This is a genomic window from Shinella sp. JR1-6 (genome assembly GCF_004284735.1).
Classification (GTDB): domain Bacteria; phylum Pseudomonadota; class Alphaproteobacteria; order Rhizobiales; family Rhizobiaceae; genus Shinella.
The window spans coordinates 36,842-59,197 of the sequence record NZ_SHMI01000026.1; the positions used below are offsets into that span (position 1 = coordinate 36,842).

Annotated in this window: 18 protein-coding genes; 15 read left to right on the forward strand and 3 right to left on the reverse strand. The window is 63.2% G+C overall.

The genetic code is table 11. From position 1 onward, the window contains the following. Positions 1 to 36: 36 nt before the first annotated feature. The gene (locus tag EXZ48_RS28310) at positions 37 to 1,410 is read right to left on the reverse strand and encodes a cytosine deaminase (protein WP_130520130.1); all 1,374 of its coding nucleotides are present in this window, start codon (positions 1,408 to 1,410) and stop codon (positions 37 to 39) included. A gap of 196 nt (positions 1,411 to 1,606) precedes the next feature. On the opposite strand from EXZ48_RS28310, the gene EXZ48_RS28315 reads away from it, so the two are divergent. The 8 genes from EXZ48_RS28315 to EXZ48_RS28350 all read left to right on the forward strand — a co-directional run bounded on the left by EXZ48_RS28315 (position 1,607) and on the right by EXZ48_RS28350 (position 10,155). Further along, complete coding sequence (locus tag EXZ48_RS28315; protein WP_245290396.1) at positions 1,607 to 2,368, forward strand: GntR family transcriptional regulator; 762 nt, start codon at positions 1,607 to 1,609, stop codon at positions 2,366 to 2,368. 23 nt (positions 2,369 to 2,391) lie between these two features. Continuing rightward, positions 2,392 to 2,859, forward strand: coding sequence for a RidA family protein (locus EXZ48_RS28320; RefSeq protein WP_037407806.1), 468 nt, complete (start codon positions 2,392 to 2,394; stop codon positions 2,857 to 2,859). A 2-nt stretch (positions 2,860 to 2,861) separates the two neighbouring features. Then, positions 2,862 to 3,860, forward strand: coding sequence for a GTP-binding protein (locus EXZ48_RS28325; protein WP_050745861.1), 999 nt, complete (start codon positions 2,862 to 2,864; stop codon positions 3,858 to 3,860). A 332-nt stretch (positions 3,861 to 4,192) separates the two neighbouring features. Beyond that, complete coding sequence (locus EXZ48_RS28330; RefSeq protein ID WP_130520132.1) at positions 4,193 to 5,188, forward strand: ABC transporter substrate-binding protein; 996 nt, start codon at positions 4,193 to 4,195, stop codon at positions 5,186 to 5,188. A 64-nt stretch (positions 5,189 to 5,252) separates the two neighbouring features. Beyond that, on the forward strand, positions 5,253 to 6,023 hold the full coding sequence (locus tag EXZ48_RS28335; protein ID WP_130520134.1) for an ABC transporter permease: 771 nt from the start codon (positions 5,253 to 5,255) through the stop codon (positions 6,021 to 6,023). 50 nt (positions 6,024 to 6,073) lie between these two features. After that, positions 6,074 to 6,874, forward strand: a complete 801-nt coding sequence (locus EXZ48_RS28340) for an ABC transporter ATP-binding protein (protein ID WP_024270776.1) — start codon at positions 6,074 to 6,076, stop codon at positions 6,872 to 6,874. Between the two features lie 247 nt (positions 6,875 to 7,121). Then, positions 7,122 to 8,702: a Re/Si-specific NAD(P)(+) transhydrogenase subunit alpha gene (locus EXZ48_RS28345; RefSeq protein ID WP_130520136.1), complete on the forward strand. Its 1,581-nt coding sequence runs from the start codon at positions 7,122 to 7,124 to the stop codon at positions 8,700 to 8,702. Positions 8,703 to 8,721: 19 nt separating this feature from the next. Beyond that, on the forward strand, positions 8,722 to 10,155 hold the full coding sequence (locus EXZ48_RS28350) for an NAD(P)(+) transhydrogenase (Re/Si-specific) subunit beta (protein ID WP_130520138.1): 1,434 nt from the start codon (positions 8,722 to 8,724) through the stop codon (positions 10,153 to 10,155). 123 nt (positions 10,156 to 10,278) lie between these two features. On the opposite strand, the gene EXZ48_RS28355 is transcribed toward EXZ48_RS28350, so the two are convergent. Further along, positions 10,279 to 11,313: a helix-turn-helix transcriptional regulator gene (locus EXZ48_RS28355; RefSeq protein ID WP_130520140.1), complete on the reverse strand. Its 1,035-nt coding sequence runs from the start codon at positions 11,311 to 11,313 to the stop codon at positions 10,279 to 10,281. Between the two features lie 353 nt (positions 11,314 to 11,666). Between EXZ48_RS28355 and EXZ48_RS28360 the strand changes: the two genes are divergently transcribed. The 7 genes from EXZ48_RS28360 (at position 11,667) to EXZ48_RS28390 (ending at position 21,441) form a co-directional block, all read left to right on the forward strand. Further along, entirely contained in the window at positions 11,667 to 13,220 is a 1,554-nt protein-coding gene (locus tag EXZ48_RS28360) for an ABC transporter substrate-binding protein (protein ID WP_130520142.1), read from the forward strand. Between the two features lie 98 nt (positions 13,221 to 13,318). Continuing rightward, positions 13,319 to 14,308: an ABC transporter permease gene (locus EXZ48_RS28365; RefSeq protein ID WP_130520143.1), complete on the forward strand. Its 990-nt coding sequence runs from the start codon at positions 13,319 to 13,321 to the stop codon at positions 14,306 to 14,308. Further along, positions 14,308 to 15,222, forward strand: coding sequence for an ABC transporter permease (locus tag EXZ48_RS28370; RefSeq protein ID WP_130520145.1), 915 nt, complete (start codon positions 14,308 to 14,310; stop codon positions 15,220 to 15,222). Before EXZ48_RS28365 ends, EXZ48_RS28370 begins: the two co-directional genes overlap by 1 nt. Next, positions 15,219 to 17,051, forward strand: a complete 1,833-nt coding sequence (locus EXZ48_RS28375) for an ABC transporter ATP-binding protein (RefSeq protein ID WP_130520147.1) — start codon at positions 15,219 to 15,221, stop codon at positions 17,049 to 17,051. Before EXZ48_RS28370 ends, EXZ48_RS28375 begins: the two co-directional genes overlap by 4 nt. 50 nt (positions 17,052 to 17,101) lie before the next feature. Continuing rightward, complete coding sequence (locus tag EXZ48_RS28380) at positions 17,102 to 18,688, forward strand: GMC family oxidoreductase (RefSeq protein ID WP_165909451.1); 1,587 nt, start codon at positions 17,102 to 17,104, stop codon at positions 18,686 to 18,688. 116 nt (positions 18,689 to 18,804) lie between these two features. Beyond that, on the forward strand, positions 18,805 to 20,238 hold the full coding sequence (locus tag EXZ48_RS28385) for an aldehyde dehydrogenase (RefSeq protein ID WP_130520152.1): 1,434 nt from the start codon (positions 18,805 to 18,807) through the stop codon (positions 20,236 to 20,238). Between the two features lie 30 nt (positions 20,239 to 20,268). Next, positions 20,269 to 21,441, forward strand: a complete 1,173-nt coding sequence (locus EXZ48_RS28390; protein WP_130520154.1) for a M20 aminoacylase family protein — start codon at positions 20,269 to 20,271, stop codon at positions 21,439 to 21,441. Positions 21,442 to 21,550: 109 nt separating this feature from the next. Here the strand turns inward: EXZ48_RS28390 and EXZ48_RS28395 are convergent, their stop codons facing one another. Then, positions 21,551 to 22,345 (reverse strand): ABC transporter permease, encoded by a 795-nt coding sequence (locus EXZ48_RS28395; protein ID WP_023512292.1) that lies wholly within the window; start codon positions 22,343 to 22,345, stop codon positions 21,551 to 21,553. Between the last annotated feature and the right edge of the window lie 11 nt (positions 22,346 to 22,356).

Consider the following 22,356-nt stretch of genomic DNA (forward strand, 5'->3'; position numbering starts at 1 on the left):
GACCGGGCGGGGTTTTCTTTTGGCAGGACCGGCGCTTCAGCCGGGCGCCAATCCCTCCAGTGCATCAAGCTCCGTATAGGCGGGAAGGGGAGTGGAGATCGGCGAGCCGTTTCGGATGACGATGCGGTTGCTCTCCGCCCGGGAGAGGACTTCCGACCAGGAGCGCCCCTCGAAAAGGATCAGGTCGGCCGGTTGCCCCGCTGCAATGACGCCGTGGCCGTCGAGGCGCATGACCTGCGCCGGTGTCGTGCAAACCGTCCGAATCCAGTCGCCATGGGGATGATCGAGATGGAGGGCGCGCGTTCCGAGGCGGAACGTCTCGAGCATGTCCAGATCCCCGTAGGCGTGGAACGGGTCGCGCGTGTTGTCCGAGGCGAGTGCAACGGCTATCCCGCGCCGCTTCATTTCATGCAGGAGGGTGACGCCACGCCAGCGCGGCGTCGTGCCGTCGGTTCTCCGGTCCTGAAGGTAGAGGTTGCAGGTCGGCAGCGCCACGACGTTGATGCCGGCCGCCGCGACCTTGTCGAGCGTCGCGTCGACGACTGAAGGTTCTTGCATGGCCAGAGAGCAGCAGTGCCCGACCGTTATCTTCTTTTCGAAGGACGAACGCAGGGCCGTTTCGGCGATGCGGCGCAGCGCGTCGGCGGCCGGATCGGCGGTCTCGTCGGCATGGAAGTCGAGGTCGAGGCCGTATTGTGAGGCGGCGTGGAACATCCGGTCGAGCAGATGATCGATATCGGGTACCGGGTAGGCGACGGCACCGAGGATCCCTCCGGCATTGGCGACACGCTCGGCGATATCGCGCAGGACCGTATCGTCCCGTGCCATGTCGATCGGGAACAGGCAGGACCCCTGCAACGCGATCCGCCCGTGCCAATGCTGGCGGAGTTCCGTGAACAGGGGCCAGGAGATTCTGCCCTGCGGTGGCTGTGAATCGAGATGCGTGCGGATGGCCGATGTGCCGTAGTGAAAGGCGGAGCGGAGGGCGAAGTCGATGCGCTTGCCGAGGTCGTCGGCTGACCATCGCGCCGTGCGGTCGCTGCGCGTTGCCGCCAGCGCGCCGTCGAACGTGCCGTCTGCCGCGGGCGTGCGCGGCAGGATATGGCTCTTGTCGAGATGCGTATGGCAATCGACGAAAGTCGGCAGCGCGACACGCCCGCCAGCGTCGATCGATGGCAGATCTGCGTTGCCAGCGGCAAGGATGTGAGGTTGCGCGGGCGTGATTGCTAATATTCTACCGTTCTCTACATTCACATCGGCGAGGAAGAATGCATTGCCCGCCGCAGTGGCAGCGTCCGTCCTCGTGGTCGCCGTATGAAGCCTCACGTTGCGCAGCACATAGCGGCCGAGGTTGGCGGTACAGTCTAGATGGGCGCGCAGGGCAGATTGGTCGGAAACGGTCGCAGCCATGTCTCATTCTCCCATTGGAGTGTCAGACGACTTTTCCTCCGCGGCGTCTGTCGAATGGTCGGACAGTTAACGGTTGCCGTCTGATGAAAAGTCGTTTATTGATCACAATGTGAGATCACAAATTCCACCTGTCAATCCCTGAGACGGGTTGGTGTGGCGGGGTTGGCCTTCGGGCGGATCGCAGATTTTAGACGAGATGACGGAGTCTGAAGACAAGATGCCGATCAAGAAGCCGGAAAACGAGGCCAACAGCGACGCTGCCGAAAAGCCGGCGCGCGGCCATGTCCATGAACATGTTCTTCGCTACATGCGCCGCGGCCTCATGGTTGGCGCTTTCCTGCCGGGGCAGGTGATGAGCCTGCGCAAGCTGGCTGTCGGGCTCGGCACCAGCCCGATGCCGGTGCGCGAAGTGCTCAGCCGTCTCGTCGCCGCCAACGCTCTGGAGGAGACCAAGGGCGGTTCGGTCCGCGTGCCGAGGTTGCGGCCCGAAAAGCTGACCGAGCTGTTCACGATCCGGGAGATGCTGGAGGGCATGGCGACAGAGCTTGCCGTAAAGAAGGCCCCAGCGGGATTGGCGGACGAGCTGTCAGCGATCAACAAGCAGCTTCTGGTGGCCATCGAAAAACGCGACATCCTGAACTGCCTTTCATCCAACCAGAAATTCCACTTCACGCTCTACCACGCGGCGGACAGCGAGGTCCTGATGCCGCTGATTGAGTCGTTGTGGCTGCAGTTCGGGCCGACCATGTACATGTCGCTGCTCATCCCTTCGATGCCGTGGAATGCATCGGACCACCAGAGCATTCTGGCGGCCCTGAAGGACAAGAACGCCGCGGCGGCCAAGAAGGGCATTGTCCACGACATCCGCACCACCTGCAAGGCCCTGGTCAGCGTCGCCGGCCCACAGGGGCTGGAGCTACCCTTCGCGCATGGGCCGGAGCTGCAATTCGACTACTGACACACTGCCGGGAGGAGCGCATCGTGGTAGGGAAGATCGACGAAAAACTGGCAAGCCTGGGCATCGTACTGCCGGCGACGACGGCGCCGCTCGCCAATTATGTGCCGGCGCGCCGCCATGGCAGCCAGGTCTATATTTCCGGCCAGGTGCCGGGCGAGGGCGGCAAGGACAAGTTCACCGGCAAGCTTGGTTCCGACTTCTCAGTCGAGGATGGCCAAGCGGCGGCGCGCCTGTGCGCCGTGAACATTCTTGCCCAGCTCAAGGCGGCGCTGGACGGTGATCTTGATCGCGTTGTCGGCGTGATCCGGCTGGGCGGATTCGTCAATGCCGAGCCGGATTTCAAGGACCATCCGAAAGTCATCAATGGCGCATCCGATCTGATGGTCGCGGTTTTCGGTGAGGCGGGGCGCCATGCCCGCGCAGCCGTCGGCTGTTATTCGCTGCCGCGCAATGTGCCGGTGGAGATCGACGCGATCTTCGAGGTGGTCTGACCATGCAACCCGCTGCCTCCGCCCAGGATGATCGCATTCCCGTGCATGTCCTGACGGGCTTTCTCGGCAGCGGCAAGACCACCTTTCTTCGCCATCTGCTGGGCGAACCGGATTTCGCCGATACCGCCGTCGTGATCAATGAGTTCGGCGAGGTCGGCCTTGATCACCTCCTGGTGCGCGAAGTGTCGGAAGATGCCGTGCTCTTGTCCTCGGGCTGTCTGTGCTGCGCCGTACGGGACGATCTGGTCTCGACGCTTGCCGATATGTTCGAGATGGTGCGCCGTGGGGAGGTGGAGCCATTTCGCCGCGTCGTCGTCGAGACGACGGGGCTTGCCGATCCTGCGCCGATCATGCAGGCGGTGATGAGTGACCTGCGGTTGCGGCGTGGCTACCGTGCAGGCACGATCGTTTCTACGGTCGATGGGGTCGGTGGCGCAGGCACGATCGCCCGCTTCGCCGAAGCCGTTCAGCAGGTGGCGCTGGCTGATCGCGTCGTGGTGACGAAGTCCGATCTCGCCGAGCCCTGGCGGCTCGATGCGCTCCGCAATGATATCGCTGCGATCAATCCGACGGTCGGCCAACTCGTTTCCAGCAAGGCGAAGATGCCGGGCGCCGGCGCGCTTTTCGAGAGGGCGGGGGACGAACGCCCACGTTATCTCGACGTTTCCGACCAGCTACTTTACGGCCGACACAGTGCCGGCGTCGAGACCTTCGTCGTCGACGTCGCGGCTGCCGTGGATTGGCCGGCCTTCGTCGATTGGCTGGAATTGTTGCTCGCCAGTCGCGGTCAGTCCATTCTGCGGGTCAAGGGCCTCTTGTCCGTCGCGGGCGATCCTCGCCCCGTGGTCATTCACGGGGTCCAGCACGTCGTCTACCCGCCCGAATATCTGCCACGCTGGCCGGATGGCGTTTCGGGCGGATGGCTGGTGTTCATAGCCAGGGATCTCAGCCGTTCGGCCATTGAGAACGCGTTGTCGAGCATTTTCGCCTCGACATCCTGACGTGAAAAATGGCCTCGTGGAGGTCCCGCTGGCGGAGGCCGGCAACATGCATCACACTCCCGCAACGGAGGGTGGTGATGGCGACGTTCGGTTAAAATTTCCAAGCGATTTCCGTATATTGAAGGATATGCGAGGCTGCCGCCCGTGCGCGTGCCTCATCGGGAGCATCATGCGATTTCTCGCAGATTCTTTACTTGACAATCCCAATGTGTGATCACACTATGAGATCAAGAATTGAGCAAATGGGTAGGAGGCCCTGGCTCGGTTCTTGGGGAATGAATGAGGCAGGAAGCCAACAGGGCGCCAGCGGGCGTCCGCTAGGGAGGAGTGAAATGATGCATGTCAGACGTGTCATTCGCGGAGCCGCACTCGTCGCGACGACCGCTATCGCCACGCTTGTGGCCAGCCAGGGTGCAATGGCCGAGGAAGTGAAGGTCCGCTTCAGCTGGAAGCTGAAGGGCGAGTACGGTTTCTTCTATCTCGGTGAACAGAAAGGCATCTACAAGGATGCTGGTGTCACCCTCAAGCTTGGCGAAGGCGCCGGCTCGCAGGCAGCACTTGGTTCGCTGATCCAGGGCCAGGAGGATGTCGTCATCCTGCCGGGCATCTTTGCCATTTCCGCCATCCAGAAGGGGATGCCGGTCAAGATCATCGCACTCTATCAGCCGGAGTCGCCGATTGCGCTCATCTCGCACGCAGAAAAGGCGGTGAAGACGCCGAAGGACTTGGAAGGCAAGACCATCGCGCATGCGGTCGGTGAGACCGGCACGTCCTATCTCAACGCCTTCTGTGAAATCAACCAGGTGGATTGCGGCAAGGTCTCGAAGGTCCAGATGGATTCCCAGTCCCGCGTCCCACAGTTCCTGCAGGGCCAGGTTGACGTGGTCAGCGTCTACAAGACCAACGACCTGCCCGTGCTCGAAGACAAGACCGGCCAGACTTTCCCCACGCTTGACATGGCCGAATACGGCCTTGCCATTCCCGGCATGGCGGTGGTGGCGAGTGATGCCGGCATTGCCGAAAAGGCGACAGCGCTGAAGAGCTTCCTTGCAGCCAATGCCAAGGCGATCGAGATGACGCGGAGCGATCCGGCCGCGGCCACCGCAGCCCTCAAGGCTGTCTGGCAGGCCGGCCCCTCGGACAAGGTCGTCCAGCGGCAGATCGAGGCGACATCGGCATCGATCCACGCACCGTCGAGCGGCACGCCCGTCGGCTGGGTCGACGAGAAGGCAGTCGGCGATGCGCTGAAACTCGTCGGCAGCACCGAGGAGATCGGTGATCCCAAGCCGGCATCGACCTTCTTTACCAACGAACTTCTGACGCAGTGAGGCTAAGGTGGCGAGCACGAATGTATTCGGCGCCGATCGCGCCCAGTCAAAACAGGATAAGGTCATGCGCAGGAAAAAATCGCGGGGGTCGTGGCTTGAACGCTATTCGGCGATCATTCTCGCAACCGTATTGCTTGCGGCCTGGCAGATTCTGGTTCCGCTTTCCGGACTTTCGGAATTCGTCCTGCCGACGCCGGTGGCAATTGCGACGCGTATCGTCAACGAGCTTCCTCTGCTCGCCAGCCATGCCTATGTGACCCTCTTCGAAGTCGTCGCCGGATTTGCGATGGGCGTGCTCGTCGGCATTCCTCTGGCGCTCGCGATCTTCTACTCGCGCGCATTCGAGCGTGCCATCTATCCGATCCTGGTCGCGCTTCAGACCGTGCCGAAGGTGGCGCTGGCGCCACTGCTGGTGCTGTATCTGGGTTATGGCTGGGCCCCGAAGATCACGCTCGCCTTTCTGATCTCCTTCTTTCCTATCGTCATCTCGACGGTGGTGGGGCTCCAGGCGCTGGACAAAAACCTCGTCAACCTCGTCCGCTCCATGGGCGCCAGCGAATGGCAGACTTTCTTCAAGGTGCGTCTGCCGGCGGCACTGCCGAACATCTTCGGCGGCTTCAAGGTGGCGGTGTCGCTTGCCGTGATCGGGGCGGTCATCGGCGAATACGTCGCCGCCGAACGCGGCCTCGGCTACCTGCAGCTCCAGGCCAATTCGCTGTTCGATACCACGCTGAATTTTGCGACTGTCGTTGCCATCTCCGGCCTGGGCGTGATGCTCTATTTCGTCATCGATTTCGTCGAAAGCCGCGTCACCTACAAGCGCGACACCAAGTAGGGCCACCCCCTGGGCGGTCCGAAGCAAAGAAGATTCAGTGAGGTAGTCCCATGAATGCTATTGTCCAGGCGGGTGCGGCGGTCGACATCTCCCGGCTCTCGAAAATCTACAAGACGCGTGAAGACGAAGATGTCGTAGCGCTCGAAAAGATCGACCTCAAATTCGAGCCCGGCACCTTTGTTGCCGTGGTCGGCCCGAGCGGTTGCGGCAAGAGCACGCTTCTGTCGCTGCTGGCTGGCCTGACGGGCGCATCGACTGGTACGATCGCCATCGATGGGGAGACCATCGTCAAGCCACATCCCAAGATCGGTGTCGTCTTCCAGTCCGACCTTCTTCTCTATTGGCGCACCGTACTTGAAAACATCCTGCTGCCCATCGAGATCAAACGGCTCGATGTCGCGCGATACCGCAGCCGTGCAGAGGAACTGCTGGCCCAGGTGGGGCTCGAAGGGTTCGGCAACAAATACCCCTCGGAACTGTCCGGCGGCATGCGCCAGCGCGTGGCGATCTGCCGTGCGCTGATCCAGGAGCCCGGCCTCCTGCTAATGGACGAGCCGTTCGGCGCGCTCGATGCGCTGACGCGCGAACAGATGATCATGGATCTCCAGTCGATGTGGATGCGGCTCGGCAACACGGTGCTCTTCATCACACACGGCATCGACGAGGCGGTGTTCCTGGCGGATCGCGTTTTGGTCATGTCGCCCCGCCCGGGCCGCGTCGATCTTGATCTCAACATCGATATGCCCCGTCCCCGCCAGTGGAGCCGGATACACGAGAACAAGGACTATCACGGCTATGTCCGCAAGATTCGCGATATCTTCGAGGCCAAGGGCATTCTGGTCGCCCACTAGGGCGCGCCGGTAGGAGCAAGTCTCGGTGACCTTGTGTGCCGCGTTTTCGCGCGCACAGGGTCGCAGCATCGCCGGTGAACGCCGTTTCATAGGCAAGATGCTAGCGGGCATCGCAGCTGAACATCTGGATTGGCTCCACCGATCCGAACGCCGTATCGCGGGAGAACGTCTCCACTGCGCGTTCACCTCTCGGCGATTTTTCGAAATACACGCGTACATCAGAGGGCCGGCTCTGCCGGAAAGTGAAATGGGACAGAAGGTTGGAGCTCTCAAGGAGCTGGCCATTGGAGAGCTGCGCGTTGCGCTGACGCCCGACAGCGCGGTTCAACTGGCAAAGCTGGGGCATACGTGTTTTGTCGAAGCGGGTGCGGGGCTTGGGGCAGGTCTATCGGACGATGCCTACCGCGCCGCGGGCGTGACGGTGGTCGACAGTGCGGCGGCGCTGGTCGCGGCGTGCGATGTCATCGTCAAGGTCCGTCCGCCTTTGAACGGAGAGATCGAGCTTCTGTCCGTAGGCCAGACGCTGATCTCGTTCTTCTATCCTGGCCAGAACGGCGAACTGCTGGAGCAGGCACGGGCGAAGGGTGCAAACGTCATCGCCATGGACATGGTGCCACGCATCTCGCGCGCCCAGAAGATGGACGCGCTGTCGTCGATGGCCAACATCGCCGGCTACCGCGCGGTGATCGAGGCCGGCAACAATTTCGGGCGTTTCTTCACCGGCCAGATCACGGCAGCCGGCAAGGTTCCGCCGGCCAAGGTTCTTGTCATCGGCGCGGGCGTCGCGGGCCTTGCGGCGATCGGTGTTGCGACCTCGCTTGGCGCGCAGACCTATGCCTTCGACGTGCGCCCGGAAGTGGCCGAACAGATCGAGAGTATGGGCGCGGAATTCGTCTATCTCGACTTCGATGGTGGTGCGCAGGACGGCGCGGCGACCGGCGGTTATGCCGCCCCGTCCTCGCCGGAGTTCCGCGAGAAGCAGCTTGCCAAGTTCCGTGAGCTAGCCCCGAAGGTGGACATCGTCATCACGACGGCGCTGATCCCCGGCCGCGATGCGCCGAAACTGTGGTTGGCCGACATGGTTGCTGCGATGAAGCCGGGCTCCGTGGTCGTCGATCTTGCGGCCGAGCGTGGCGGCAATTGCGACCTGACGGTCGCTGACCAGAAGATCGTCTCGGACAACGGTGTCACCGTCATCGGCTACACGGACTTTCCGAGCCGCATGGCAGCGCAGTCCTCGGCGCTCTATGCCACCAACATCCGCCACATGCTGGCCGACCTGACGCCGGGCAAGGACGGCAGGATCGTCCACAACATGGAAGACGATGTCATCCGCGGGGCGACCGTTGCCTTCGAGGGTACGATCACCTTCCCGCCGCCGCCGCCGAAGATCGCGGCGATCGCTGCGCAGAAGCCGAAGGAAAAAGTCAAGGAACTGACGCCGGAGGAAAAGCGCGCGGCCGAAACCGCCGCCTTCAAGGCCGAGACGAAGAGCCAGCTTGCGCTGCTCGTCGCCGGCACGACGCTGCTGCTAATCGTCGGGGCCTTCGCACCATCGGCTTTCATGAGCCACTTCATCGTCTTCGTGCTCGCCTGCTTCGTGGGCTTCCAGGTCATCTGGAACGTCTCACATTCACTGCACACGCCGCTGATGGCCGTTACCAACGCGGTCTCGGGCATCATTATCCTTGGCGCGCTGCTGCAGATCGGCTCCGGCAGCCTGCTGGTGGTGGTGCTTTCGGCATTGTCCGTACTGATCGCCACGATCAACATTGTCGGCGGCTTCCTCGTCACCCGGCGCATGCTCGCCATGTTCCAGAAATCCTGATCGCGCAAGGGTCCTCATCATGACGATCGGTATCGTTTCGGCCGCGTATATTGCGGCAGCCATTCTCTTCATCCTCTCCCTCGGCGGGCTCTCCGGCCAGGAAAGCGCCAAGCGCGCCGTCTGGTACGGCATTGTGGGCATGGGCCTTGCCGTCATCGCCACGGTCTTCGGACCCGATGTCGGCAACTGGTTCGTCATCGTGCTGATGATATCAGGCGGCGCGGTGCTCGGCGCCTTCGTCGCCTCCCGCGTGCAGATGACGGAAATGCCGCAGCTCGTTGCGGCGCTGCACTCTTTCGTCGGTCTCGCTGCCGTCTTCATCGGTTTCAACGCGCATCTGGAGGCGGCGCATGTCGCGAGCCTTGACGAGGCCGGACGCTCCGCACTGACGGGTTTTGCAGCCATCCTCGCCCACAAGGAACCCGTTGAGCTGTCGATCATGAAGGCCGAGGTGTTCCTCGGTGTCTTCATCGGTGCGGTCACCTTCACCGGCTCGGTCGTCGCCTTCGGCAAGCTGGCCGGAAAGGTGGATGGCAAGGCCAGGAAACTGCCGGGCGGCCATGTGCTCAACGCTGGTGCCGCGCTGCTCTCGCTCGTCCTGCTCGTGCTCTATGTCCAAGGTGCCGATGCGTGGACACTCATCGTGATGACGCTCGCCGCCTTCTTCATCGGTTACCATCTGATCATGGGCATCGGCGGCGCCGACATGCCGGTGGTCGTTTCCATGCTGAACAGCTATTCCGGCTGGGCCGCCGCCGCCATCGGCTTCACGCTCGGCAACGATCTCTTGATCGTCACCGGCGCGTTGGTCGGCTCGTCGGGTGCGATCCTCTCCTACATCATGTGCAAGGCGATGAACCGCTCCTTCGTCTCCGTCATCCTCGGCGGCTTCGGTGCGGCGACGGGTCCGGCGATGGAGATCACCGGCGAGCAGATCGCCATCGATGCCGAGGGCGTGGTCGCTGCGCTCAACGAGGCTGACAGCATCGTTATCGTGCCGGGCTACGGCATGGCGGTGGCGCAGGCCCAGCAGTCGGTCTCGGAACTGACGCGCAAGCTGCGAGCCGCCGGCAAGACCGTACGCTTTGCCATCCATCCCGTTGCCGGCCGTCTGCCAGGCCACATGAACGTGCTGCTTGCCGAAGCCAAGGTGCCCTACGACATCGTTCTGGAAATGGACGAGATCAACGAGGACTTCCCGGACACGGATGTCGTGATCGTCATTGGCTCCAACGACATCGTCAACCCGGCCGCGCAGGAGGATCCCAACTCGCCGATATCGGGCATGCCGGTCCTCGAGGTCTGGAAGGCCAAGCAGGTGTTCGTGTCCAAGCGCGGCCAGGGCACGGGCTATTCCGGCATCGAGAATCCGCTGTTCTTCAAGGACAACACCCGTATGTTCTACGGTGACGCCAAGAAGAGCATCGATCAGCTCCTGCCGGCGCTGGCATAGCACAAGGACGGGGACGCCCAGCGGAAGGAGGAGGTCTGCATTCGCTGGGAACCTATATGGTTCGGCGACCGCTTGTATCATCGTCGGTCGCCGGCCTTGCCGAAGGCATCGCGCCCGGAAAGCTCACTTCATCTGGTATTTCTTCGGCGCGATGCCGAACTGTTTGCTGAAGGCGCGGGTGAAGGCGGAGATTTCGGAATAGCCGACCTGCTGGGCGACCTCGCTCACCGACATCTGCCGGTTGACGAGCAGGTCGCGCGCCTTCTGCAGGCGCCAGTCGCGCCAATAGGCCTCGACGGAGGTGCCGTAGACCTCCTTGAAGGTGGTGACGAGCTTGGTGCGGTTCATGCCGACGCGCCGCGCGATATCGGCAAGCGAATCCTTCGAGGCGGGGTTCGACGTGAGGTAGCTCGCCACCGCCTCGACCTTGCGATGGTCGCCATCGCCGCAGAACGATCGTTTCTGATTGGCCTGGTCGACCAGCGACTGATAGATCGTTGACAGCAGCTCCAGATATTTGGAGCGCACGAACGCCCGGCGCACGCCGCCGGAAAAGTTGCACGTCAGGACGTCGTTAACGGCGTGATACATCTGCGTCGTCAGCGGTATCGATGCATGATGGACGCGGTCCACCCGGCCTGCCTTCAACCAGAACAGCTCATCAGGAATGCGCGATTCCGTCGTTTCGAGCATTCTCAAGAGGGCGTTCGGTTTGAACCAGAGACAGGCGATCTTGTATTGCCCGTCGAGCCGCGACATGCGGTCGATCACCGATTTGGCCGGATAGCGTATGATCGTGCATTCGTAGCGCTCCTGCTCGACCACTTCCTGACCGAGCACGTTTTCGCAGATCGCGGAATCCAGACAGAGGGTGAAGTGAATCAAGTCCTCGTCGCCGACGGTCTGCACATGATGGCGCACATTGGGCAGCGGAAACGGGCTGCCGAAGCCGGCAAAGGCGAGCACGTCCGGCTCGAACTGGATCAGGTCCTGGCGGAACGGGCCGCCGTCGACATGGGTACGCACCACCATCCCGCGATCGTCGTCATAATAGCGTCCGGCCGGCTCGGGCTCGACGCCATAGTAGGTTTGCGCCGTTTTCCGATCGAAAAGCATCTCATAGTCGATACGCGATGACAGATCGATAACGCGTTCCATTCGTAACCCTTCGACGCATTGGCAGTTCGGGAGATTTGACGTCGGGCGCCTCGCGCGGCCTGTTCGTCATGTTTTCATCATGATTGCCGGTGCCCGGCCAAATCGCAAGGCCTTTTGCCGAGTGCGGTGACAAAAGGCGGCGAGACAATTGTAGTGCGCTCGCTGGATGCACGGATAGATTGTTCATGCGCGCCGGCCCGTTGCTACAATCCTGCCGTTGCGACAAAAAAGACGTACGCGGTGTCAAGCCGAGAGGGCCGTGCTGCTGCTAACGTTGCTGCAATTGGAAGGGGACGGTGGTCGGGAAAGCCGCTGTTCTCCTCCGGCAGATCAACGATAAAGGGAACCTATCCATGATTACACGTCGCGAATTGCTTGCGAGTACAGGTGCTGTCGTTGCAGCTGCGAGCTTGGCCTCGATTGCGGGGCCTGCCGCAGCGCAGGCGAAGAAGACCGTGGTCCTCGCCTCGATGGGGCCGGTGACCGGGAACTGGGACCCGACATCGCACACCACGCTTGGCCAGTCCAATTTCGAAAAGTTCGTGTTCAGCCATCTGACCCGCTGCCAGATGGAAGAGGGCAAGGTCCCCGAGCTGGAGCCGGACCTCGCGGTGAGCTGGCAGCTCATCGACGCCAACACGCTGGAGTTCAAGCTGCGCGACGGCGTGAAGTTCCATGACGGCAAGGATTTCGGCGCCGAGGACGTCAAGGCGACGATGGAATATGCCTCCAACCCGGAACGGCCGGCCGCCTCCTTCTATCCGGGCCGTGTCGACGTCGAGGTCGTGGACCGCCTGACCGTGCGCCTCAGCACCGCCAAACATGGCTATCCCGCGTCCGCCTTCTGGTTCATCTCCAGCTTCCTGCCTATCCTGTCGGCCAAGGACGTTGCCGATCCCGCGACCCTGCAGAAGCGTCCGAACGGCACCAATGCCTTCAAATATGTCGAGACGGTCGGCGATCGCAGCACGCTGTCGGCCAATGACGCCTATTACGGCGGCCGACCGAAGATCGACGAGATCGTCTATGCCTATGTGCCGGATGCCAATACCCGCCTGCTCGGCCTGATGAACGGCGAATATCAGATCGCCGAGCGCCTGGAGCCGGAGCAATATGCCTCGCTCGCCGGCAACGCCACTGTCGTCGGGCATCGCGGCCTCTCCACCGAGAACAAGTACCTGCATTTCCGCTGCAACAAGGCGCCGTTCGACGATCCGCGCATCCGGCTTGCCGCCTGCCATGCGATCGACCGCGAGCAGATCCTCATGCTGATGGGCGACGCCGCATCGGCGACGAGCTGCTTCGTCTCGCCGATGAAGTTCGGCTTCAAGGATATCGAGACCTATCCGAAATACGACCCGGAAGAATGCCAGCGCCTTTTGGCGGAAGCCGGCTTCCCGAACGGCGAGGGCCTGCCGCCGCTCGAATACATTACCTCGATCGGCTTCTACCCGAAGACCAAGGAATATGGCGAGATCATCACCGCGATGATGGCCGAGCAGGGCTTCAACGTGCAGCTGACCGTGCTGGAACCCGCCGCCTGGGAACAGGCGATCTACCGCGCCGCCGATGGCCAGGGCCAGGGCCATATGTGCGACGTGGGCTGGATGACCGGCTCGCCGGAGCCTGACCTGGTGCTGCGCCCGAACTGGCATTCGAAGGCGGCGCTCATCACCGGCGTCAACGATCCGGAAATCGACGCCGTGCTCGACGAGGAGCGGGGTGCCGCGACGCCGGAAGAGCGCCTCAAGATCCTTCAGGAAAAGGTCTTCCCGCTGATGGCGCAGAAATCGCCGAGCTTCTCGCTGTTTTCCGCCGTCAACTTCCACGGCGCGGCAAAGGGCCTTCAGGGTGCCTACTACTTCCCGAACGGTCCGATCGATCTCAGCAAGGCGGACCTAGTCTAAAGCATTTCCAGCCGAAGCGGCATCGCTTCGGCGTCGGATAATGCGGCAGAAACAAAAGGTCCGCCGGCAGACTGTAACGGCATCGCGGGGTACCCTACATGCTCTTTGCTCTCGATTTCTTCATGCGAAGAATAGCGCAGGGTCTCATCATCGTTCTCCTCGTGGCACTGCTCATCTTCACCTTGTTGAGGGTGGTGCCGGGAGACCCCGTGCGCATCATGCTGGGGCCGATGGTGTCGCCATCGGTCGCAGAACAGACGGCCAAGGAAATGGGGCTGCGCGACCCGGTGCTCGTGCAGTTCGGCCGCTATGTCGGGCAGATCGCCCAGGGCGATTTCGGGCGTTCGTTCGTGCGCAGCGCCCAGGGCGCCAGCACCGGCGGCACCCGCGCCGCCGATACGTTCAATGCCGCCAACCGCGCGTCGGTCATCGGGCTCATCGCGACGGCAGTGCCCTACAGCCTGCTGCTCGCCGGCCTCGCCTTCGTCTTCGCGCTGGCGCTGGCGGTGCCGATCGGCATCTATGCGGGGCTGCGGTCGGGCAAGTGGCCGGATCGCTTCGCGCTCTACCTGAGTTCGATCTTCGTCTCGCTGCCCAATATCTGGCTGGCGTTGGTGCTGATCTTCCTCGTCTCGGCGAAGGCAGGCTGGCTGCCGGCGATCGGCTACAAGGGTTTCAGCTACGCCATATTGCCGGCGATCGTGCTGGCGGTCGAACTGGCGCCGGTCTTCATCCGCTCGATCGCGGTGTCGGTCAGCGGCAACCTGATGGAGGCCTATGTCTCGGTCGGGCAGATCCGCGGGTTGTCACGATCGCGCATGATCGTCTTCCACGTCTTCCGCAATTCGCTGATCCCGCTTCTCAACACGCTCGGCATCCAGGCCGTCGGCGTGCTGCTCGGCAGCCTGTTCCTCATCGAATACGTGTTCAACTTCCCCGGCGTGGGCCTCCTGATGATCAACGCGGTGTTCCAGCGCGATTTCCCGATCATCCAGGCGATCTCCATCCTCGCCTGCGTGGTTCTCGTCGTCGTCAACATCCTCGTCGACTTCGCCGCCACCACCATTGACAGAAGGCTGCAGTACTGATGGCTATCGGAACGGATATCGATCCCGCCGGAACGGCTGTCGCAAGAAAGCACGGCCCCGGCACCAGCCTCTTCGCAAAGGCATGGCGCACCGCCGATTTCAAGATCGGCTTCGCCATCGTGCTCGGGCTGCTCATCCTGTCGGTGATCGGCCCCTATCTCCTCAACCTGTCGCCGACGCAGTTCAACGTCAGCAAGAAGTTCCTCGAACCCGGGCTTCTCGACAGCGCGAACATGCCCTACCTCTTCGGCACGGACCAGCTCGGGCGCGACCTGTTCTCGCGCTCGCTGATCGGCTTGCGCAACGCACTGTTCATCGGCGTCGTCAGCGTCATCGGCATGTTCATCGTCGGCTCGGCGATCGGCATGATCGCCGGTTATGTCGGCGGATGGGTCGGGCTGGTGCTGATGCGGCTTACCGATGCGCAGATGTCCATCCCCGTGGTCATCCTGGCGATCACCATCCTCGGCGTCACGCGGCCGACGCCGCTGACGATCATCCTCGTCTTCATCCTCGCCGGCTGGCCGGCCTATGCCCGTGTCGCCCGCAGCGTCACGCTGTCCGAGCGGCGGCGGGAATATGTGCGGGCGGCCAAGATCCTCGGGGCATCGGACCTCCGGATCCTGCTCGTGCACATCGCGCCGAACATCCTGCCGCCGATCGCCTTCGTCGCCGTGCTGGATGTGGCGAAGATGATGATCTTCGAGGCGGCGCTCGGCTTCATCGGCATCGGTGTGCAGCCGCCGACGCCCACCTTCGGCACTATCATCGCCGACGGCACGAAATACCTCATGAACGCCTGGTGGATCACCACCGTGCCCGGCCTGCTGCTGGCCCTCTCGCTGTGCGGCATCAACTTCATGGGTGGTGCACTGGAACGTTCGCGCAACAAGATTCTGCAGGGGGTCGAATGAACACGTCCTCGAAAATCCTGGATGTCCAGGGCCTTTCCGTCGATCTGCTTCTGGGCTCCGGCGCAAGGCGGCCGGTGCTCCGGGACGTTTCCCTCAGCATCGAGGAAAACCGCGTGCTCGGCATCATCGGCGAAAGCGGCTCCGGCAAGACCGTGCTGTCGCGCGCGCTGATCAACTGGGTCGCCAGGCCGCTGGAGATCACCGGCGGCAAGATCCTCTATCGCGGCGAAGATCTCGTCACGCTGCCGCAGCGGCAGATGCAGGCGCTGCGCGGCCGCAAGATCGCCTATATCGGCTCCGATCCCGGCAGCGCGCTCGACCCGACCATCCCGATCGGCCACCAGATCGTGGAGAAGCTGAAAGCCGTCGAGCCCGGCATCAGCACGGCCGACGCCGCGCGCCGGGTCGTGCGCACGCTCGATGCGGTGCGGATCCCCTCGGCGGCGCAGCGCTTCCAGGAATTCCCGTTCCAGTTCTCGGGCGGCATGATGCAGCGCGTGATGATCGTCGATGCGCTCGTCACCCAGCCGGACCTACTGGTGGCCGACAACATCACCCAGCCGCTCGACGTGACGGTGGCGGCGCAGATCCTGCGCCTGCTGAAGGATCTCCAGCGCGATTTCAACACGGCGATCCTCTTCGTCTCGTCCTCGCTCGGCACCCTGCACGACATCGCCGACGAGGTGCTGGTCCTGTCCGCCGGCCAGGTGGTCGAGCACCAGCCTTTCGAGGACCTGCTCAGCGCGCCAAAACATCCCTATACGGCGAACCTCATCTCGGACCTGCCGAAAATCTGGGAGGCCGACACGCGCAACACCGGCGCCTCGATAGCCGACAAGATTTCCGACAGCGAGGTGGTGCTGTCCGTGCGCGACATCAGCCGCGTCTACAGCACCAAGGACCCGACGAAACTCTTCGGCAAGCAGCATGTGCATGCCGTGCGCGGCGTGTCCTTCGATGTGCACAAGGGCGACAGCCTCGGCATCGTCGGCGAATCCGGCTGCGGCAAGTCCTCGCTCTCGCGGCTGCTCAGCCTGCTCGAATTGCCCAATACCGGGCAGATCCTGTTCAAGGGCAAGGATATCGCCCGCCTCAATGCCAAGGGCCAGCTCGACCTGCGCAAGCGGTTCCAGCTTCTGCTGCAGGACCCGTTCAACGCCATCCCGCCGCATTTCACCATCGGCCGCACGATCGCCGAGCCGCTGAGGATCCACGGCATGGCGGGCAGCGCGATCCGCCCGAAGGTCGAGCAGGTCATGCAGGAAATCGGCCTGTCGCTCGATCTTCACGACAAGCTGCCGGTGGGGCTCAGCGCCGGCCAGCGCCAGCGCGTGAACATCGCGCGCGCCATGGTGCTCGATCCGGAACTGCTGATCCTCGACGAGACGCTGTCGGCGCTCGACCAGGTGGAGCAGACGAAGCTTCTGGCGCTCTTCGAGAAATTGCAGCGCGAGCGCGGCATCACGCTCCTCTACATTTCGCACGATCTCGGCATGGTGCGGCGGGTCTGCAATCGCGTCGCGGTGATGTATCTCGGCCGCGTCGTCGAGCTTTCCGACAACCAGACGACCTTCTTCAATCCCGGCCATCCCTATACGCGGGCGCTCCTCAGCGCCGTGCCGTCGATCGAGGCGCGTCCCTACGACCCGGAAAAATACCTTCTCGAAGGCGAGCCGCCGAACCCGATCAACATCCCGCCGGGATGCAGTTTCCGGACGCGCTGTCCCTTCGCGATCGAGAAATGCGCAACCATCGATCCGGTGCTGACACCGCGGGCCGGGGAAGCCTTCGCCGCCTGTCACCTGGCGAAAATCGTCGAAGCGGCGTGACGGAAAATCCAGAGGTCTACAGCGCCAGAGGTCTACAGCAAATGAGTGCCTTGAAAGAATTTGATTATATCGTGGTGGGATCGGGCAGCGCCGGTTGCCCTCTGACCGCCCGGCTTCTCGAAAAGAAAAATTCCGTGCTGCTGGTGGAGGCCGGCAAGAAGGAACGGCTGAACCTCACCCATATTCCCGCAGCGCTCGTGCACACGATCGGCAACAAGCGCTACGACTGGGATTTCCAGACCGAGCCGGACCCGACCCGCGACAACCTCGTGGAGAAGTGGCCGCGCGGCCGCGTGCCCGGCGGCTCGTCGGCCATCAACGGCATGATCTTCATTCGCGGCGCGGCGAAGGACTACGACGCCTGGGAAGCCATGGGCAACAAGGGCTGGGGCTGGAATTCGGTGCTGCCCTATTTCCGCAAGATGGAGACCGCCGACAACGACAAGGACAATGCACTGCGCGGCGGCCTCGGCCCCCAGCGCGTCTCGGCCCTGCGCTGGAAACACCCGGTCTCCGAAGCCTTCCTCGACAGTTTCGTCAATGCCGGCGTGCCGCTCAACCTAGACCTCAACGGCGCCTCCCATGAGGGCGTCGCCTGGAACCAGGGCTCGACGCGCGAGGGCAAGCGGCACTCGGCCTGGGAGGCCTTCATCAAGCCGAAGCTCGGCAACCCGGACCTCACCTTCATCGACGGCACGATCGTCGAGACCATCCTCTTCGAAGGCCGTCGCGCCGTCGGTATAAGGGCGATCAAGGACGGAACGCGCGTCACCTTCAAGGCGCGCAAGGGCGTCGTGCTGTCGGCCGGCTCCATCAACTCGCCGCAGATCCTGATGCTGTCCGGCATCGGCGATCCGGCGCAGCTGAAGCGGCACGGCATCGAGCCGATCGTCGAGAGCCCGGATGTCGGGCGCAACCTCATGGAACATCCCGGCCTCTATGTGCTGGCCGAGATGAACGTGACGACGGCCAACAGTCTCGCGACGCCGATCAACGGCGTGAAGACGCTCGCCGAATGGGTTTTCCGGCGCAAGGGCTTCATGAGCGTGCCGACGGCGCAGGTGCTCGCCTTCCTGAAATCCGATCCGTCCTTCGAGGAGCCGGACCTGCAATTCCACCTCTTCCCCTTCGGCTGGGTGAAGAAGAAGGGCCGCTACACGGTTCCGAACCGCAAGCTCACCACCATCCTGGTCAACATCAACCACCCCAAGAGCATGGGCCATCTGGAGCTTCGCTCGAAGGACCCGCTGGCCCCGGTCGCCATCTATCCGCGCCTGCTCGACCACCCGGACGATTTCGACGGCGTGAAGCGCGGCCTTGCCTGGGTGCGCAAGATCGCCTCGACGGCGCCCTTCGGTTCGCAGGTGACGAACCTGATCGACGTGCCGGACCCGCGCGCGGGTGCGGCGGCCGACGAGGCCTATATCCGCAAATCGACCGTGCCCTTCCTGCATCCGGTGGGCACCTGCCGCATGGGCATCGACGCGCGCGCGGTGCTGACGCCGGACCTCAAGGTCCGCGGCGCCGACAACCTCTGGGTCGCCGATGCCTCGATCTTCCCGCGCCACATCGCGGGCAACACCAATGCCACATCGATCATGATCGGTGAGAGGGCCTCAGACCTTATAGAACCCTGACAATCTGACCCCACCACAGTCCGGCCACCGGTCCGGACATCGAAATTCTCCACCTTGCCCGCGCCTGCGCGTGGGCGAGACACCCTTCCTATAACTTCGAACAGGCTGAGCGCGACATGGTACATTTCACTGGAAACTTCATTGGCGGCCGTCGACAGGAACCACTGGGCGCGGAGCGCATCGAGGTCCGCTCGCCCTATGACGGCGCGCTCGTCGGCTCGGCGCCGCTGGCCTCGCGGGCGGATGTGGACCTTGCGGTGGCCACGGCGCGCGACGCCTTCGACAAGGGTGCCTGGCCCCGCCTGACGCCGGCCGAGCGCATCGCGGTGCTGCGCCGCTTCTTCGATCTCTACGAGGCGAAAGCGGAGGAATTCGCGCAGTTCGTCTCACGCGAGATGGGCGCACCGCTCTGGTATACGCGGGCCATCCAGACGCTGATCCGCGACCAGAGCCTCGCCTATTTCAAGGCGGCGGAAGAATATCCCTGGGAGGCGACGCGGGATGGCTTTCCCGAAGCGAAGACCCTCTGGATGCGCGCGCCGGTCGGCGTCGTTGCTGCCGTCATTCCGTGGAACGCGCCGCACCAGGTGGCGCTCGTCAAGCTCTATCCGGCGCTGCTCGCCGGCTGCACGGTCATCCTGAAGCTCGCGCCGGAAACCGCGCTCAGCGGCCAGTTCCTCGGCGAACTCTTTGCCGAAGCCGGCGTGCCGGAGGGCGTGGTCAGCATCCTCGTGGCGGACCGCGAAGTCAGCGAACATCTCGTCAGCCATCCGGGCGTCGACAAGATCGGCTTTACCGGGTCGAGCGCCGTCGGCAAGCGCATCGCGCATATCGCCAGCGACCGGCTCGCCCGTTTCAGCCTGGAGCTCGGCGGCAAGTCGGCGGCGATCGTGCTGCCGGATGCCGATATCGAAAGCACCATCAGCGCGCTGCGCTACCGCTCCTTCCCCAACAATGGCCAGGTCTGCGTCGCCCAGACGCGCATCCTTGTGTCCGAAGGTCAGCATGACAGCTTCGTCGATGCTTTGGTGGACGAGGTGTCCAAGATGGTCGTCGGCAATCCGTCGGAGGAGGAGACCTTCATCGGCCCGCTCGTCTCCGAGCGCCAGCGCAAGCGGGTGGACGACTATATCGCGCTCGGCATGGAGGAGGGCGCTTCGGTTGCGATCGGCGGCCATGGCATGCCTGACGGCATCAACCACGGCGCCTTCATCCGGCCGACCGTCTTTACCGGCGTGAGGAACACCATGCGGATCGCGCGCGAGGAAATCTTCGGCCCGGTCGTCAGCGTCATCCGCTACCGGGATATCGACGAGGCGGTGGAGATCGCCGGCGATTCCGAATACGGCCTCGCCGGTTCCGTCTGGACCCGCGACGTGCCGGCGGCGCTCGACATCGCCCGCAAGGTGCGCACCGGCGGCCTGTCGATCAATGGCGCGGCCGCCGACCTGATGGCGCCCTTCGGCGGCTTCAAGCAGAGCGGCATCGGCCGCGAGTTCGGCGCCGAGGGCATCAACCACTACATCGAGCACAAGACGATCAGCTTCTGATCCCAAGCCAAAAATCCGGAGATTATGCCCATGCCGCTCAACAAGGACATCGCCCCGATGCTCGAGGAAATCGTGGCGTGGCGGCATGATTTCCATAAGCATCCGGAATTGCAGTTCGAGGTGCACCGCACGGCCGGTATCGTCGCCGAGAAGCTGGCCGAATTCGGCTGCGACCAGGTGGTGAGCGGCATCGGACGCACGGGTGTCGTCGGTCTCATCCATGGCTCGGCCGGCGCCGGCGGACCCGTGATCGGCCTTCGGGCCGACATGGACGCGCTGCCGATCATGGAGGAGACCGGCTGCAGCTATGCCTCGCAGACCGCCGGCCTGATGCATGCCTGCGGCCATGACGGGCACACGGCGATGCTGCTCGGTGCCGCGAAATACCTCGCCGCCACACGGCGCTTTGCCGGAAGCGTCGCGGTGATCTTCCAGCCGGCCGAGGAGGGCGGCGGCGGCGCGAACGAGATGGTGAAGGACGGCCTGCTGGAACGGTTCGGCATCACCCAGGTCTACGGCATGCACAACATGCCGGGCCTTGCCGCCGGCACGTTCGGCATGCGCACCGGCCCCATCATGGCCGCGGCCGACCGTTTCCGCATCGAGATCGACGGCCGCGGCGGCCATGCCGCCCGCCCGCACGATTGCATCGATCCCATTCTCGTCGGTGCGCAGATCGTCAGCGCCGCCCACTCGATCGTCGCGCGCAATGTCGATCCGCTGAACAGCGCCGTTCTCTCCTTCGGCGCCTTCAATGCGGGTTTTACGGACAATGTGATCCCGAACGTCGCCCTGCTGAAGGGCACGGTGCGCACCTTGAACGGGGCGGTGCAGGACCTGATGGAGCGGCGGCTCGGCGAGGTGGTGGACCTGACGGCGAGGACCTTCGGGGCCACCGCACGGCTGCACTATCTGCGCGACTATCCGGTGACTGTGAACGCGGATGCCAATGTCGACATCGCCTTTGCCGCCGCCGCCGCGGTGGCGGGCACGCAGAATGTCGATCGCGACGTGGCGCCGATGATGGGCAGCGAGGACTTCGCCTTCATGCTGCAAAAGCGGCCCGGCGCCTATATCTTCCTCGGCCAGGGCAAGACCGCCGGCCTCCACCACCCGAAATACGATTTCAACGACGACGTCATTCCTGCCGGCGTCAGCTACTGGATCGAGCTGGTGTCGCTGGCGAATGCGGGCGGGATTTGAGGCCCTATCGGTTTTCGTCTCAAGCCGATCTTCAGCGAAGACGGCCGAGGGACGAAGGCCGAGGCTGGTTTACCGTGGAAGGCGACTTCATGGTGGGGTTCGCTGTCTCCTATTTGACGAAAGCCTTGCCAAGACCCATCGCCCGCTCGACGATCATGATCACGGTCAGCGTCAGCAGGATCAGTAGCGCGGAGGCGGCCGCCACGAGCGGGTCGGCTTGGTTGTACACATAGTTGTAGAGCTCGACCGGAAGCGTACTGATGCGTGGACCGGTGAGAAAGAGCGTGATTACCACTTCATCAAACGAGACAAGAAAGCAAAGGGCGGCGGCCGCAACGATGCCGGGCCTCAGCATCGGCACGGTGACGCGAAAGAACACGGTCAGCGGTTTGGCACCAAGCGTGCGCGCGGCCTCCTCGCAGGCACGGTCCTGGGTGCTGAGCGAAACGGCGAGCACACGCAGGGCATAGGGCAGTGTCACGACAAGATGGGCGAAGACGAGGCCTTGCATTGTCGCCAGCAGCCCGAAGGAGGCGAAGACGATGAGGATGGCGAGGCCGAGCACAATGGTGGGCAGCAGCAATGGCGCGGTGAAGATATTGAAAAGAAGATCCCTCCCTGTGAACTTCAGCCGGGTCATCACCCAGGCGGCCGGCACGGCGATGACAATTGAGAGCGCCGTGACGATCGCTGCCAGCGACAGGCTGGTCCAAAAGGCTTTCAGCATCTGGCTGTTCGCAAAGAGCGCCGAATACCATCGCGTCGACCAGAAGGACGGCGGGAAGCGCAGCACCTGATCGCCGGAGAAGGATAGCGGAAAGACGAGAATGACTGGCGCCAGAAGATAGACGAACAGCACGAAGACGAGGATGCGCATCGGCCAGGAGGTCTTGTGGATTTCCATGATTTTACCTC